Origin of the sequence: Flavobacterium aeripolare (assembly GCF_013294025.1) — a bacterium.
Lineage (GTDB): Bacteria > Bacteroidota > Bacteroidia > Flavobacteriales > Flavobacteriaceae > Flavobacterium.
Window position 1 is genome coordinate 15,758 of sequence record NZ_JABSNL010000011.1, and the last position, 15,891, is coordinate 31,648.

Sequence of the window (15,891 nt, forward strand, 5' to 3'; positions counted from 1 at the left end):
GCGGATGACACGGATTTAGCGGATTAAAACGGATTTTTTTCTTTAAAATGGAATGAGCTTACCGCTTTTCTGATTCTCGTCTTTGGCTATTGGCACGCAGATTTAACGGATTTTTCTTGTTTATGAAAGGGATTGCAGTTGATATATTTATTATTCTTCCTTTTTAATAATGGCATGCGGATTCCACAGATTTAAGTGGATTTACTTCTAAGAAAATTGTAAATGACATTGAACTAAAATTGTTTCATTTCTGTCAGTTCGAGCGGAGTCGAGAACCGTATTAGCAAGCAGCTCTCTATCGAAAGACGGTGTACGCTAAAATTATTATAATTACTAAATCTTAAACAAAACTCGTTTAGCACCTCAATTTTAAGAAAACTTTTGTTTTACTAAAGAGCAATTACAACATCTATTTACAAATATGCTATAACGAAAGCAGTACACTCACAGCATTACCGCCAAAACCTACTGCATTAACTAATACTTTTTTAATGGGCTTGATTTGTTTTTGCGCTTTAGCAAATGGGACACTGATGAAGGTATTGTGTTGCATCATCATGATAGCCAACTCTAAGCTTAGTAACCCTGAAGCGCCAAAAGTATGTCCGATTTTCCATTTATTTGTGGTCAGTAATGGCAAGCTTTCGCCAAAGACTTTTTGGATTGCTCTATACTCTGTTAAATCACCCTTGATGGTTCCTGGAGCATGCATAACAATGGCGTCTACATCTGATAATTCAGTATCTTTTAAGGCCATTTTCATGGATTTTTGAAAACAAGTGGCTTCTGCAGAAATGGATATGTTGTGTTCCAGAACCTCTGTGGCGTAACCAATTCCTTCGATAAAAGCCAATGCGTTTTCTTTTTTCCCTATTTCTAAACAACAAACTGCTGCGCCTTCACCAAGAATCATAGTGTTTTGCGTTTTCTCTAAATCTAATGCACGATTTGGATACGCATCATCTGACCTTGAATAGATTTTTAAAGCACGCATTTGCGCTATGGTAAAATCAGTTAAAGGGGCTTCGCTACCACCTACTAAGAACTTATCGACCATACCTGATTTTAACCAAGCGACACCGTTTAAAACAGCGTGCAATGCAGTAGAACAAGTAATTGAATGCGAAATTTCGGGACCTGAGCTTTGCAAATCATGTGCAATCCAAGAGGAAATATTCCCCAGAGTAGTGGTAGGCGAAGCCAATGTTTGCGCTTTTCCCGTTTCTAGATATTCTTGATGGTGTTTTTCGAATAATTCAGTAGCTCCACGTGACGAACCAATATTGATTCCGAATACATCATCAGTTGTCCAAGCTGCTTGCTCAACCGCTTTGCGAGACGCTTCCATGGCATATAGCACCGAATTATCTAGAAACTTATATTTAGGATCTGAATGTTTTAGTACTTCAATTTTCGCAATTGAATCTCCGTTTAAAGGCGCTACAAACGTTGGGGCCTTATCAATGTTTTTCTGGGTAAAACAATGCTGGTCATTCAGGTAGTGCTCCCAAATTAATTTTGGGTCATTACCCAATGGAGATATAGACGAGAGAGCGGTAATGGATATTATTTGTGACAAGGTGTATTATTTTATTACACGAAGATTCACAGAGAATTTTCGCAGAGATTCACAAAATTCAAATAGAGAAATCAGCGTAGCTAAACGTGACATTTTCTCCCTGTTTTATTTTGTGCAATTGATTTTAATTTAACAGCAAAGGTCGCAAAGTTTTTCGCAAACTGCATAACGAATGCGACCAAATAAAGCGTTTTTAGAATTCAAATCATTAGTTGACTTTCCACTTATTGTTTTTTAGCCCTGATAGCAGTGGAAATCCTTTATCGCCGTTCTTTAAGGCGGTAAAGATTGCAACGGATAGCAGGATTAGCTCCAAATTAAACTATATCAAGTGCTTGTTCGACTACTTGATATATTTTTCCTAATTGTACATCACTGATGATATACGGTGGCAAGATATACACGATATTTCCCACTGGCCTTAAGATTACGCCATTCTCGATGAAGAAATCGTAGAGTTTGTTTCGTAAGCTTCCATAGTAACTTGCTGCTCCTTCTGTCTTTATTTCTAAAGCAAAAATAGTTCCCAGAACACGAGTGGTTTTAACCTTAGCATGCTCCTTAATTTTTGTTTGAAAGGCCAAATGATTGGCATTGACACGAACTAAATTCGCTTGCATTTCGGGAGTTTTTAACAACTCTAAACTCGCTAATGCAGCGGCACAACCCGTAGGATTAGCTGTAAAAGTATGTCCGTGAAAAAGGGCTTTATTAATATCTTCGTCATAGAAAGCGTCAAAAATTTCTTGCGTAAAAGTGGTAATCGCCATAGGGATAGTTCCACCAGTCAATGCCTTAGACAAGCATAACATATCGGCAGTTTCATTGACGTAATTCATTGCAAAAGTCTTGCCTGTTTTTCCAAAACCAGTCATTACTTCGTCAGCAATGGTCAAGACATTATTCTCTTTGCAAATGGTAATCAATTTTGCCAAAGCTTCCGGTTCGTGCATGACCATTCCGGCAGCACCTTGCACTAAAGGCTCAAAGATAAAACCAGCGCAATTGTTGGTTTTAATTTGTGACCTCAAAGCATCATAACTCTCTTGCTCTTGCCCTTTGACAGGAGCGGGAATGCGCACCACGTCAATAAACATCCCTTCGAATGCCTGCGTATAAAAGGAAATTCCGCTTGCCGCCATAGCAGCAAATGTGTCTCCGTGAAAGGCATTTTCGAAAGCTATAATTGTGGTTCGTTTTTCGCCTTTGTTAAAAAAGAATTGCAAAGCAACTTTGATCGCTACTTCTACAGCCGTTGAACCATTATCAGAAAAGAATATTTTTCGTTGGTTATCAGGCAATATTTCGATTAACTTTTCACCAAGTTCGATTGCTGGCTCGTGCGTAAATCCACCAAAAAGTACGTGTTCTAGCGTCGTTAGCTGCTTGTAAATCGCATCGGCAATGTATTTATTACTGTGCCCGTAGGGATTCACCCACCACGAAGCGATAGCATCAATATATTCTTTGTTGTTTTCGTCCCAAAGCAAAGCGCCTTCTCCTCTTTTAATAGCGATAGGAAGCGCAGCTGTTTTATGTTGTGTATAAGGGTGCCAAAGGTATTCTTGATCTCTTTCTGATAATGTCATGGTAAAATAAATTATGTCGCAAAGATACGCAGAGACAAACAGAGTGCCATACGCAAAGAATAAAATGCGTAATGTTTATAGAGTTAACAACTTATCTCTAAATTGATCAGCGTAATCCTTAATTACATTTTGATCAAAGTAAGGTTCTTGTTCAATGCGACCAATAAAACGAATTCCAGTTTTGGATAAAATTATGGACTCAGTAGCTTGATTTTGTTCACCACTGAAAATAATTCCAGCAATATTGATCTTGCGGTTTTGCAATGCTTCAATCGTTAACAGGGTATGGTTGATACTCCCCAAATAATGTCTTGAAACAACTACTACTTTATAATCTGCAGCAATTAAATCGACAATAGTATCTTGATTATTTAATGGTACAAATAAGCCTCCTGCTCCTTCTATAACCAAATGATTTTCGGTTTCTGGTGCGACAATCTTAGCTAAATCAATTGTTAAACCGTCAATTTCAGCGGCTAGATGTGGACTAGCTGGCGTGTTTAATTTATAGCTATTAGAATGAATAACCGTTTTGTCGTTACTGATGTAGCGTTCAATTTTATGACTGTCCGAATTATCAAGGTCACCCGCTTGAATGGGTTTCCAATAATCGGCTTGTAGTGATTCTGTTATAATTGATGAGGCAATTGTTTTACCTACATCAGTTCCTATTCCTGTTACAAATATTTTCATAATTACTAGACCACGGATAATACTGATTTAACAGATTATCACTGATTTTTTAAATTCTTTTTTCTATCGTTGGTATATATTATACGCTTAAATTCTGCCTATTCTCCAAAATTCAACAAGAGACCTACTTCTATTTGAGTTGCTTTTAAATAATTCATCAATTGCGCTACATGAGCACTCTTGAGGACTTCACATGCCTTAAGCTCAACTATTACCTTATCTTCAACTAGTAAGTCACTATAATACTCTCCCAATAATTGCCCCTTTAAATATACTTTTATAGGACTTTGAGCCTTAACATTGTATCCTTTATTTTTTAATTCAAAAAACATCGCATTTTGATAAATCTTCTCCAAAAACCCGTATCCTAACTGGTTATAGATGTCAAAATATATCTTAATTATATCCTCCGTAATTTTTTTATGTAACAATTCGCTCATAATAAATCTGTTTTAATCCGTCGAATCAGTTTAATCTGTGGGCGAAAAAACAAAAGTACTCAACAAACTCAAGACTTTTGAGATTTCTTCCTTCGAATTATAACTATGTAAACAAAAACGGAGTCGCTCTTGTCCTTCTGGAACTGTAGGAGATAGTATTGCTTTAACATTGAGGCCACTATCTTGAAACTTTTGTGCTATTGCTTTCACTTTTTGATTGCCAGGAATTATTGCTGATTGAATTGCAGATTTAGATTGCACAAACATTGGTTTTAAACCCAATAGCATTTTTTGTTGGTTGAAATAAACAATATTGGATCTCAAGTCAACTAAGCTATTATTATTGGTATCTAGAAATTGATATGCGTGCAAAATTGTAGCTACAGCATGTGGTGACATTCCTGTTGTGTAAATAAAGCTACGAGCAAAATTCACTAAATATTGTTTTAACTCATTTGAACCTAGGATAGCTGCACCGTGGCAACCCAAACCCTTACCAAAAGTCATGATTCGGGCAAAAACTTCTTCCTGCAATCCCAACATTTGGACCAAGCCTCCCCCTTTATCACCAAAAACACCCAAAGCATGTGCTTCATCTACAACCAAATAGGATTTGTGCTTTTTACAAATACCTACCAACTCCTGGAGATTGGGCGTATCGCCATCCATTGAGAAAACACTTTCGATAACGACATAGATATTCTCTGTGCTATGACGCCTAAGAAGCGTCTCTAGCTCTTCAAAATCGTTATGGGTAAACTTATATGCTTTTGCATTAGATAACTTGATTCCGTCTCTAATCGAGGCATGACAGAGTTCGTCGTATAGAATTAAATCTCCTTTTTGAGGCACACTACTGAAAAAACCAACATTTGCATCATAACCTGAATTAAAAATTAATGCCGCTTCTGCCTGATGGAATCGGGCAATGTAATCCTCTGTTACTTGATACAAAGGATGATTTCCAGATATTAATCGCGAGCCTGTCGCCCCATTTTGAAAATACTTATTGTCGATTAAAAATTGATGCGTTCGATTAAAAATAACTTCTGATTGAGAGAGTCCTAAATAATCATTTGATGTAAAATCTATTAGATCACTTACATTAGGTAATTTTCTAAGTGCATTTTCGCTGTTGCGAACATGAAGTTTTTTGAGAAGATTTTCAGGTAATTTCATGCCATCAAAGTTATGAATTATTGTGCAAAATAAGCAGTTATCCTCTAGCCCAGATAGCAATGAAAATCCTTTTACTTTTTTTCTTTAAAAAATGTAAAAGATTGTAATGAATAGCTGGAATAGCTCCTAAATAAAAAAGCCAAACATAAATGCTTGGCTTTAAATATATAATATTGTGAAACGTTTTAGTCAGCTAAAATAATCACTTTATTGTCTTTCATTTCTAACGTTCCAGAAGAAATCGCTAGTGTATAATTTTGATCATTAATCTTTGTGAAGATCGCTGATGCTTCTTTACTTAACTGAAAAGATGGAGCAGATATACTCACGATTCCTTTTTCAAGTATTGAAACTATGGGCGCGTGATTATTTAATATTTGGAAGCTACCATCAACACCTGGTACAGCTACTGAAGTAACTTCTGCTTTAAATAAAGATGCCTCTGGTGATACTATTTCTAATAACATATTTTTGTAGTTAAAGGTTTAAAAGCTTAAAGTTTAAAGTTGCTTGTGAACCTTAAACTTTAAACCTTAAACTATTTTTTAAGCTTCTGCTAACATTTTTTCTCCAGCTTCGATAGCTTCTTCGATAGTACCTTTAAGGTTAAAAGCTGATTCTGGTAAGTGATCTAATTCACCGTCAATAATCATATTAAATCCTTTGATAGTATCTTTGATATCTACTAAAACTCCTTTTAATCCTGTAAACTGCTCCGCTACGTGGAAAGGTTGAGATAAGAAACGTTGTACACGACGTGCTCTAGAAACTGCTAATTTATCTTCTTCAGATAATTCTTCCATACCTAAGATCGCAATAATATCTTGCAATTGCTTGTATTTTTGAAGAATTTCTTTCACTCTTTGTGCGCAGTCATAATGCTCATCACCAAGAATTTGTGGTGTTAAGATACGAGAAGTAGAATCTAACGGGTCAACCGCTGGATAAATACCTAGCTCAGCAATCTTACGAGACAATACAGTTGTTGCGTCAAGGTGAGCAAACGTTGTTGCTGGTGCCGGGTCAGTTAAATCATCCGCAGGTACGTAAACCGCTTGTACAGATGTAATAGATCCTTTATTTGTAGATGTGATACGCTCTTGCATCGCTCCCATTTCTGTAGCTAATGTTGGTTGGTATCCTACTGCAGATGGCATACGACCTAAAAGAGCCGAAACCTCTGAACCTGCTTGAGTAAAACGGAAGATATTATCAACAAAGAATAATACATCTTTACCTTGATCAGTTCCTGCACCATCACGGAAATATTCAGCGATAGATAATCCAGAAAGTGCTACACGAGCACGAGCTCCTGGTGGCTCATTCATTTGTCCGAAAACGAAAGTAGCTTTTGACTCTCTCATTCCTGGTAAATCTACTTTAGATAAATCCCATCCTCCATTTTCCATAGAGTGCATGAAATCATCACCGTATTTTATAATTCCTGACTCTAACATCTCACGAAGTAAGTCATTTCCTTCACGTGTTCTTTCTCCTACTCCTGCGAATACTGAAAGTCCACCATGACCTTTTGCGATATTGTTGATCAACTCTTGAATCAATACTGTTTTACCAACACCGGCTCCACCAAACAATCCAATTTTACCCCCTTTTGAATAAGGCTCAATTAAATCGATTACTTTAATACCTGTGAATAAAACTTCTGACGAAGTTGATAAATCTTCAAATTTAGGAGCTTGACGGTGAATTGACATTCCGTTTACACCAGTCTTAGGCAATTCAGGTAAACCATCAATTGCATCACCAATTACGTTAAACAAACGTCCGTAAACATCTGCTCCAATTGGCATTTGAATTGGGTTCCCAGTACCTACTACTTCATAACCTCTACTCAAACCATCTGTTGAGTCCATTGAAATGGTACGAACAGTGTTCTCTCCGATATGAGATTGTACTTCAAGTACCAATAAAGTACCATCTTTTTTTGTGATTTCTAATGAATCATAAATTTTTGGAAGTTCAACATCTTTACCGTTGAAAACTACATCAACTACTGGACCAATGATTTGCGCAACTTTTCCTATTACTTTTGACATTACTTATGTATTTATTAAATAGCTATTTAGGTTTATGAAATAAAACTAATCGAAACTTATCGATTACATCCTTTTTTCAGAGTGCAAAGATAATTTTTTAAAATAAAAAATCAATAATTTTTTACATAAAAAACTTTAAGATAAAAATAACCGTTCTAAAATGCTCGTACGCACTCGATTTTATTATAAATAAAAGCCAACATGTAAAAAAACAGTTGGCTTTTACCTATAAATTTACTTTCGATTTATTGAATTACTTTCGGAAACAATATTTGATATAGACTTAAATCAATTTTTTTCAACGTTGATCCATACTTTTCATTTATTGCAGTGCTGAAAGCGTTTGCTATTAGAGCATAACCTCTTGGACTTGGATGTATTCCATCTAATGAAAAGCCCCCTCCCGTAACATAAGTAGACGTAGTGGTAAAGCCATTTGCTACAACACCCCCCGTTGATAACTGTGTCATAATCGCTTTAGTATCAACAAATGCCAATCCTTTTGAATCTGCTGCTGCTTGAATGGTTACATTATAAGCATCTGTAGCTACTTTTATTTCAGCAATCTCTGATGGAATTAAAACATGAGCATCTTGCAAGGGAAAAGTAATTCCAAATTTATTTAAAGGAGAAGGCGGAGCCATTCCAATACCAGAGTTACTAGGAGTAGGAGCAGCACCAATAACTGACTGAGTAGGCAATAAAACTAGATCAGCAGCTGTGGCTTGACGCGCTTGACCAAAAACAGCACCGTAAAAAGCTGCCGTTTGCGCTCCTACCGAAGGAGTGAAGGCAGCAGTCAACTGAGCAGCTAAGTTAGGCAAAGACTCGTCTTTAATCAATAAAGGGTTTGATGTCGTAGCAGATAATAATTTAATACGATCACCTGCTTGAAAAGCTGTTAAAGCAGCATTTAATGGTCCGTACAACAGGGAATTAAGCTGGGCAACTGTTGCCTCCCCTACAGCGACACTTCCTGCCCCTAGTACTTTAACAGATATAGGATTGTAAGGAACTGTTTTGAAATAAGGTAGCGTATTAACATAAGGTAGATTAGCCACAACACCTTTAGTCCCATTAGCCGTTAAATTAGTAATTAAGCTTGAATATATATTTGCAAAAACTGCAGGATCAGTAATGTCACTTGAGCCGTAAGTAGCTGGATTTGCGTTACCCGTCTGATTCACACCAACTCCACCAGATGTAGCATAACCAAGAACGTCATTACCACCTATCCATAATGAAAAGAAAGTTGGCGCTTGTACCAAGGCATCAGCTATCACAGTTGCAGTATTTGAAGTTGCAAATCGAGCATAATAGGGATTAGCAGCTCCTGTAGGCACCCCTGCAAAACTTCCATATCCTGGAGCCACTAAATGGTAACTCTTAGCCCCTGGAACTCCTAAATTATTGAAGGGACCAGCAATACGAGCTGTAACCTCTGTTGTGGGAGCTCCATTAACAGGAGCAGGACCTGCACCATTGAAATACAATCTTACAGCAGCCACTGGATTACCAGCAAATAATAGCCCACCAATATTATCAGATACCAAAGGAGTCTTGAATTCACCCCCGCCTGCTTCAACAAACTGCTGTGCTAAAAGATTGGGATACGCACCTTGCTGCCCTTGTATAAAAAGAGCGCCATCACTATATCCAGCTGCAAAAGAATCCCCTAATGCAACATATTTACTAAATACCGCTGAACCTGGAGTTGCAGCTGCTTCCGACGTTGCGTCGTTTGAATCATCAGTACTACAAGCTACCACAGTTAATGAGACCAATAGTAGCGCTTTTAAATTTTTTATCATTTTTAAATATTTTTATTTTATTAAGGAATATTTATATGCTTATGGCGTTATTGTCCACGAAGCGAAATATTGCTGACCAATTAGACCAGCACCTAACACCTGAGCATATTCCTTACCTCCAATGTTAGCAGCACCAATTTTTAATATTGACTTTAACTTAGGAAAACTATAATTTACCTGAGCGTCAACAACAGTTGCAGCATCAATCATACCATCAACCATAGAAGATTGCCATAAGTAAGAACTGCTATATCTAGCGCTAATGTTGAACCCAAAGTTTTCAAATAATTTTTCATTTCCAAATGACGCTTTAGCTCTGTGTTTAGGCGTATTAAATCCTGCTTCAAAACTAGGGTCTTTTGATTGATCAAAACTAAAATCTGCGTAGTTGTAATTTACACTTACTTCAAAATCTCTGTAAACTTTTCTACCCAAACCAATTCCGAAACCTAATGATTTAATTTCTAAAGGCGTATTAGTGTACAATTGGAAAGTACGTGTATTACCACTTTGCAATGCTTGTAAAGCTTTTGGTCCTTCAGGATTTGTTAACCCACCACCATCTATAGCTTCTCCGTACAATGGAGTAACAACATTCAAATTACCAATAAAATTATTGTAGACATTATAGTAACCATTGATATCAATTGATGTTTTATTGATAAATGATCTATACCCTAATTCAATAGCCTTTACCTCCTCAGGCTTTACTAAACTAGCATTAGTTTTTTGCAATAAAGCAGGATTTCCAGCTGCAGCAAATGCTAAAACAGATGAAGCAAGGTAAGAATTATTATAGGCTCTTGTACCATCAATGGTTTGCGAAGTATTTCCGTTATTAAGTGCCTTACCCACATCGCCTTTAATATCTATTGTCTCTACAAAACGAGTTAAGTTATCAGGAGCAGAACCTAATAATACCGCACTTCCTACATTAAATCCAATGTATTGATCTTGCGTAGATGGGTTTCTAAAACCAGTTTGAAACGACGCTCTAAAATTATGTTTTCTACTTTCCCCTCCAGAATAAACAAGTGAGACTCTAGGAGAGACATTACCATCAAAGTTTTTAGACTTATCGTAACGCACAGATCCAGTAAATTTAAGACGATCATCTATCATTTTTTTAGATACCTGTGTATAAGCACCGTATTCATTATAAAAAATAGGACCATTAGCATCGGTATAAATTCTACCATGAGAATTCAACTCATATTGTCTGTAAGAACCTCCAACTTGAATTTCTGCAAATTGTATTAAATCTTTAAAGTTATAATTAGCATCAGAATGGTAGATTTTTGAATTATCTACTAATTTAGAACCCGTAAGAACATCTTCTCCAGCAATAACTTTATTAAATGCATTTTTAAAACCTTGTGTACCTGGTAATAACCTTGTCCCTCTAGCATCATTACCATTGATATTAGGAGTTAACACTAACCCTCCTATTAAACCCGTTGGGCTAATATTGTAATCTGCAAAATTTCTTGCTCCAGCATGTGCTTGCTCAGGCTTTTGACCAGCCAAAGTAGCATTAGCAAATGCATTTCCATAATCTGTAAACCAGTTCGTATCTGATTTCCATTGTCTATTGATGTTTATTCCCGTAAATAACATATCATAGGATTGACCACCGTCCTCAGTAGTAGTATACCCTCTCACAAAAAAGTTTTTACCTTTTACCTCTAATTTATGTTGTTGCATAAAAAAGTTATTTAAGTAATACCTATTGGCCCCCTGATAAACAGCGTTACCATAACCAAACTTACTTTGCCAGATAACCTCAAGATTTTCATCCCCTAAAGGTCTATAATGTAAAGAGAAATCAATTTTGGTGTTACTCGCTTTATTGTCAGTAAGATCTATTTCATTATAACCTGTTCGTGAAACTTTTTCAGAAGGCAATGTTGGCGCAGGTATAACAGTAGAAACCTCGTCTCCATATACATTGATACCATCATACCCATAATGACTTCTATCTCTACCTGCAACAGTTTTATCATCTGTATTTGTAGCAAACCAGTCTGTACCACGCATATAGGTGAAATTAGCTTTAGCTGCAATTTTAGGACTGAAAGCATGTGCTAAACGAATTCCGTAATCAACATAATCATTATTACCTGCAGCTTTTTGAGAAGTCTGCCCAAATTTAGCATAAGCCGTTATCCCAGGACTTGTAAATGGATTTTTACTTGTCATGAACAAAATACCATTGAAAGCATTTGCGCCATACAGCGCAGAGGAAGCCCCTGGTAGAAGCTCTACGCTTTGAACGTCAATTTCTGAAATACCAATCATATTTCCTAAAACGAAGTTTAATAATGGTGACGCGTTATCCATCCCGTCAACCAATTGCATAAAACGTGTATTTGCCACAGTAGCAAAACCACGTGTATTAATAGACTTAAAAGATAAACTACTCGTGTTCATTTGAACTTCTTTCATGTTTTCTAGTCCGTCATAAAAAGAAGCAGAAGCCGATTTTTTAATATCAGCAACACCCATTCTTTCAATTGTGACAGGAGACTCTAGCACACGCTCAGGCGTACGAGATGCTGAAACTACAATCTCATTTAATAGATTGTCTTCCTCACTCAGTACCACAACAACTTTTTGATTTTTACTCGTAATTGTTAGCCTTTTAGACTCAAAACCAACGCTTGAAATCTCAATCGAAAACGGCAACTTACTAGAAGTTCTCAGGTTAAAATTTCCTTGTGCATCAGTAACTGCGCCATCAGAACTACCCACGACTGTTATATTAGCACCTATTATTGATTGCTTGGAAGCTTCTTGCACAATCCCTGAAACAGAATTTTGCGCGAAGCTGATATTTGCAACGAATGCAATTAAAATAATTAGATAATTTCTCATTTATTGGCCCATTTTAAGATTAGTCCAACTAAACTACATCAAAAATTTTAAATTAACAATTAATTAAGACAAATAATAATTATATGTTAAATTTGAAGGATAGGATTTTAAAGTTTACCTCGATTTCTCAGTCTACAAAACCAATTAAATGTAAAAAAAAACGAGATGTTTTCACATCTCGCTTTTTTAAAATCTATAATAAAAGATTACTCTACAGTAACTGATTTAGCTAAATTTCGAGGTTGATCTACATTACATTCTCTCATCACAGCGATGTGATACGATAATAACTGTAAAGGAATTGTAGTCAACAAAGGAGACAACGCATCTGAAGTTTCTGGTATTTCAATTACGAAATCAGCTAGCTTGCGAACTTCAGTATCACCCTTAGTCACAACAGCAATAATTCTACCACTTCTAGATTTTATCTCTTGAATATTACTGACAATTTTGTCATAATGCCCTTTTCTCGGCGCAATTACCACTACTGGCATATGTTCGTCGATTAAGGCAATAGGCCCATGCTTCATTTCAGCTGCTGGATATCCTTCGGCATGTATGTATGAAATTTCTTTTAACTTCAACGCTCCTTCTAATGCAACAGGAAAATTATACCCTCTACCTAAGTATAGACAGTTAGGAGCATCAACAAAAGTTGCTGCAATTTCTTTAGCAATATCATTTGTACCTAAAGCTTCTTTTACTTTTTCAGGAATCAATTCTAATTCTTGCAGATACATGTGGTAATCTGTATTCGACAAAGTCCCTTTTGCTTTAGCTAAACGCAAAGCAATCATAGTAAGAACAGTAATTTGAGTTGTAAAAGCCTTAGTTGAAGCCACACCAATTTCTGGTCCAGCATGCGTGTAAGCCCCTGCATGTGTTTCTCTAGAAATCGACGAACCAACAACATTACATACTCCAAATACGAAAGCTCCTTTTTCCTTAGCTAATTTAATAGCCGCCATAGTATCTGCAGTTTCACCTGATTGTGAAATAGCAATGACTACGTCTTTAGGTCCTATAATAGGATTTCTATATCTAAATTCAGAAGCATACTCAACCTCTACAGGTACTCTTGTAAATTCTTCAAAAATATACTCTGCAACTAATCCTGCATGCCATGATGTTCCACATGCCACTATGATAATACGATCAGCGTTTAAAAATTTCTCTAAGTTATCCTCGATACCAGCCATACGAATTATTCCTTCGTTAGCAAGTAACCTCCCTCTATAAGTATCCTTAATTACACTAGGCTGCTCATAAATTTCTTTAAGCATAAAGTGATCGTACCCTCCTTTTTCAATTTGCTCTAAATTCATTTTAAGCTCTTGAATATAAGGATCAACTAAACTGTCATCTTTAATTTTTCTAACTTTCATCTGCTTGTGAAGTCTGATGTTTGCCATCTCTCCATCCTCAAGATAAACCGCATTAGATGTATATTCGATAAAAGGCGAAGCATCAGAAGCGATAAAGTATTCCCCTTCTCCAATTCCAATTGCTAAAGGACTACCTAAACGGGCAGCAACAATTTCGTTAGGATTTTTTTTATCGAAAACTGCAATTGCATATGCACCTACAACTTGGTTTAAAGCAACTTGAACTGCTTTTCCAAGTTTTAATTTTTCTTTCTTTTGAACTTCTTCAATTAAATTAACTAAAACCTCGGTATCTGTATCCGAATGAAATACATATCCTCTTTTTATTAATTCTTCTTTTAATGGAGCATAGTTTTCTATGATTCCGTTATGTATGATAACTAGATCACCTGAGTTAGAAACATGTGGATGTGAGTTCACATCATTAGGAACTCCGTGAGTAGCCCATCTAGTGTGTCCTATACCAATTGTACCACTCATATCAACTCCAGCTGACTTTTGCTCAAGATCAACTACCTTACCTTTTGTTTTGCTCACGACGATATCTTTACCGTCATAAACCATAACCCCAGCACTGTCATATCCTCTATACTCTAAGCGCTGCAATCCTTTAATTACTATAGGATAAGCTTCTCTATGACCTATATATCCAACAATTCCACACATATATTACTTATTAGATTTTGTATAATAAATTTCCAACTTTAACCTTTTATCAGCATTAACTGCCTTTGAACCATATAAAACAACTCCTTGCGGACTCATAACAGATGCCGTAGCAACATCTTCAATAGTACTATTTGCTACTTTTAATTTACTTACAGATATTGTATTAATATCCTCAGTAACAACGACACCTAATCTTACGTTAGTGGAGTCTTGGTTTTGTATTAAATTCCTGATTTGATCAGTAATTCTAATTTTATATGTATTGTCACTTTCACTTGTTTTATTCAACAAACCGCTAAATATAATTTTTCCAGATTTAATTGATGTAGCAGTTGTATTATCTGACGAATGATCCCTTACTACTGTACTGTTATCAACATCATATAGGTAGATTCTATTTACCTTCGCATCATTTCCTGAAGTTGTACCATCAGCGTGAAAAACTAGACTTGCTTCATTTATCAACCAACCACTAGATCTAATAACATCTAATTCGTCAGCAACACCATTAGGAGCACCCGTTTTTCCATCTGAGCCATATAAGTCTTTACCAAAAAGTTCAACTATTGCCATTGATCCCTGACCTCCTTTTAAGTAAAGCTTTTCGTCTCCAGTAGTCTTATTTGCATTCGTTGTAGCAGCAGTATAGGCTGGTTTGCTATTACTTTCTTGTAGTAAACTTACCGTGTTACCTGTTAGATTTATAACAACTGATTTATCAACACGACTATTATCTGTAACTGAAGTATCTTCTTTATAATTAATTGTGATTTTACCTTCTCTAAAATTCAACATCGCTAATGCCGATGGGCTACTTCCAGATTTTTCTACTTTAAAGTAAAGTCCTCTAAAATAATCTCTAAAAGTATCTGCAGTTGCTAATTTTCCTGAAGTAGCAGCGTCAATAATCTTAGTTTTGAAGTAAGACTTATTTAAATTAAGTCTCATACCTGGTTTTGTTCTAGTAACTGTAGTAACACCGTCAGTGGTAACTGATGATTTATACTCGGCTGCACTAAATACAAATGCATCGTTCTCTGTAACATCAGTAGAATTATTTAAACGAGCACCCACTTTCACATTATCAAAATCAGCATTTTGATCTGTATAATATTTCTGAGTTTCTTTAAGACCAGTATCTGGGTCTAAAGCACGCATAAAATACCCAGACTCATAAACGCTTAATTTTATTTTAGCGTCAGATGGACCGTAGATAGAATCTAATTCATAAGTACTGTCCCCATTTACATCAATTGACTTTTGAACACTAAAATAAGGTATTGTCAAAACAACACTTTCTATCACTGGATTATTTCCAAATGTAGGCGCCACAGTCTGCAAAGCCACTTGGGTGTTGAAATTAGCTGTTGTAGTACCAAATGCTTCTGTATCATAGATACCTAATGCATTAACCGGAAGGTTGTTTGATTGTACTGCGCTAATTTTCTGGTTATAAGCAACCACTTCTGAAGTCAACTTTTCAAAACCAAAATGGTCATCTCCTACAATTCCATCACCAATAGTATTGATATCTTTATCACATGAGAACAAAGAAATAGCGACAGAGGCTAGAAGAATTTTCTTAAAAAAAGAACTATTAAACATATACTAAAAA

General features: G+C 36.1%; 11 protein-coding genes. All 11 read right to left on the reverse strand.

Annotated elements, in window-relative coordinates; all coding sequences use genetic code 11:
• Window positions 1–424: 424 nt before the first annotated feature.
• Complete coding sequence (locus HNQ00_RS12780; RefSeq protein WP_173838894.1) at window positions 425–1,579, reverse strand: beta-ketoacyl synthase N-terminal-like domain-containing protein; 1,155 nt, start codon at window positions 1,577–1,579, stop codon at window positions 425–427.
• Window positions 1,580–1,896: 317 nt separating this feature from the next.
• Window positions 1,897–3,168: an adenosylmethionine--8-amino-7-oxononanoate transaminase gene (gene bioA, locus HNQ00_RS12785; protein ID WP_173838895.1), complete on the reverse strand. Its 1,272-nt coding sequence runs from the start codon at window positions 3,166–3,168 to the stop codon at window positions 1,897–1,899.
• Between the two features lie 75 nt (window positions 3,169–3,243).
• On the reverse strand, window positions 3,244–3,861 hold the full coding sequence (bioD, locus tag HNQ00_RS12790; protein WP_173838896.1) for a dethiobiotin synthase: 618 nt from the start codon (window positions 3,859–3,861) through the stop codon (window positions 3,244–3,246).
• A 98-nt stretch (window positions 3,862–3,959) separates the two neighbouring features.
• Window positions 3,960–4,301 (reverse strand): GxxExxY protein, encoded by a 342-nt coding sequence (locus tag HNQ00_RS12795; protein ID WP_173838897.1) that lies wholly within the window; start codon window positions 4,299–4,301, stop codon window positions 3,960–3,962.
• Between the two features lie 30 nt (window positions 4,302–4,331).
• Window positions 4,332–5,480 (reverse strand): aminotransferase class I/II-fold pyridoxal phosphate-dependent enzyme, encoded by a 1,149-nt coding sequence (locus tag HNQ00_RS12800; RefSeq protein WP_173838898.1) that lies wholly within the window; start codon window positions 5,478–5,480, stop codon window positions 4,332–4,334.
• A gap of 185 nt (window positions 5,481–5,665) precedes the next feature.
• A complete protein-coding gene (locus HNQ00_RS12805; protein ID WP_173838899.1) occupies window positions 5,666–5,947 on the reverse strand; it encodes a FoF1 ATP synthase subunit delta/epsilon in 282 nt (93 codons plus the stop codon).
• Window positions 5,948–6,025: 78 nt separating this feature from the next.
• Window positions 6,026–7,537: a F0F1 ATP synthase subunit beta gene (gene atpD / locus HNQ00_RS12810; RefSeq protein WP_173838900.1), complete on the reverse strand. Its 1,512-nt coding sequence runs from the start codon at window positions 7,535–7,537 to the stop codon at window positions 6,026–6,028.
• 245 nt (window positions 7,538–7,782) lie between these two features.
• A complete protein-coding gene (locus HNQ00_RS12815; RefSeq protein ID WP_173838901.1) occupies window positions 7,783–9,348 on the reverse strand; it encodes an SGNH/GDSL hydrolase family protein in 1,566 nt (521 codons plus the stop codon).
• A 39-nt stretch (window positions 9,349–9,387) separates the two neighbouring features.
• Window positions 9,388–12,222, reverse strand: a complete 2,835-nt coding sequence (locus HNQ00_RS12820; RefSeq protein ID WP_173838902.1) for a TonB-dependent receptor domain-containing protein — start codon at window positions 12,220–12,222, stop codon at window positions 9,388–9,390.
• Between the two features lie 206 nt (window positions 12,223–12,428).
• A complete protein-coding gene (glmS, locus tag HNQ00_RS12825) occupies window positions 12,429–14,273 on the reverse strand; it encodes a glutamine--fructose-6-phosphate transaminase (isomerizing) (RefSeq protein WP_173838903.1) in 1,845 nt (614 codons plus the stop codon).
• Window positions 14,274–14,276: 3 nt separating this feature from the next.
• Window positions 14,277–15,881, reverse strand: a complete 1,605-nt coding sequence (locus HNQ00_RS12830; RefSeq protein WP_173838904.1) for a DUF4270 domain-containing protein — start codon at window positions 15,879–15,881, stop codon at window positions 14,277–14,279.
• Window positions 15,882–15,891 lie beyond the last annotated feature (10 nt).

Bases quoted from the DNA above. Each gene is read 5' to 3' on its own strand.
- HNQ00_RS12805 (WP_173838899.1), bottom strand. From the start codon at position 5,947: ATGTTATTAGAAATAGTATCACCAGAGGCATCTTTATTTAAAGCAGAA.
- HNQ00_RS12795 (WP_173838897.1), bottom strand. From the start codon at position 4,301: ATGAGCGAATTGTTACATAAAAAAATTACGGAGGATATAATTAAGATA.
- bioD (WP_173838896.1), bottom strand. From the start codon at position 3,861: ATGAAAATATTTGTAACAGGAATAGGAACTGATGTAGGTAAAACAATT.
- HNQ00_RS12820 (WP_173838902.1), bottom strand. From the start codon at position 12,222: ATGAGAAATTATCTAATTATTTTAATTGCATTCGTTGCAAATATCAGC.
- HNQ00_RS12830 (WP_173838904.1), bottom strand. From the start codon at position 15,881: ATGTTTAATAGTTCTTTTTTTAAGAAAATTCTTCTAGCCTCTGTCGCT.
- bioA (WP_173838895.1), bottom strand. From the start codon at position 3,168: ATGACATTATCAGAAAGAGATCAAGAATACCTTTGGCACCCTTATACA.
- atpD (WP_173838900.1), bottom strand. From the start codon at position 7,537: ATGTCAAAAGTAATAGGAAAAGTTGCGCAAATCATTGGTCCAGTAGTT.
- HNQ00_RS12815 (WP_173838901.1), bottom strand. From the start codon at position 9,348: ATGATAAAAAATTTAAAAGCGCTACTATTGGTCTCATTAACTGTGGTA.
- HNQ00_RS12800 (WP_173838898.1), bottom strand. From the start codon at position 5,480: ATGAAATTACCTGAAAATCTTCTCAAAAAACTTCATGTTCGCAACAGC.
- glmS (WP_173838903.1), bottom strand. From the start codon at position 14,273: ATGTGTGGAATTGTTGGATATATAGGTCATAGAGAAGCTTATCCTATA.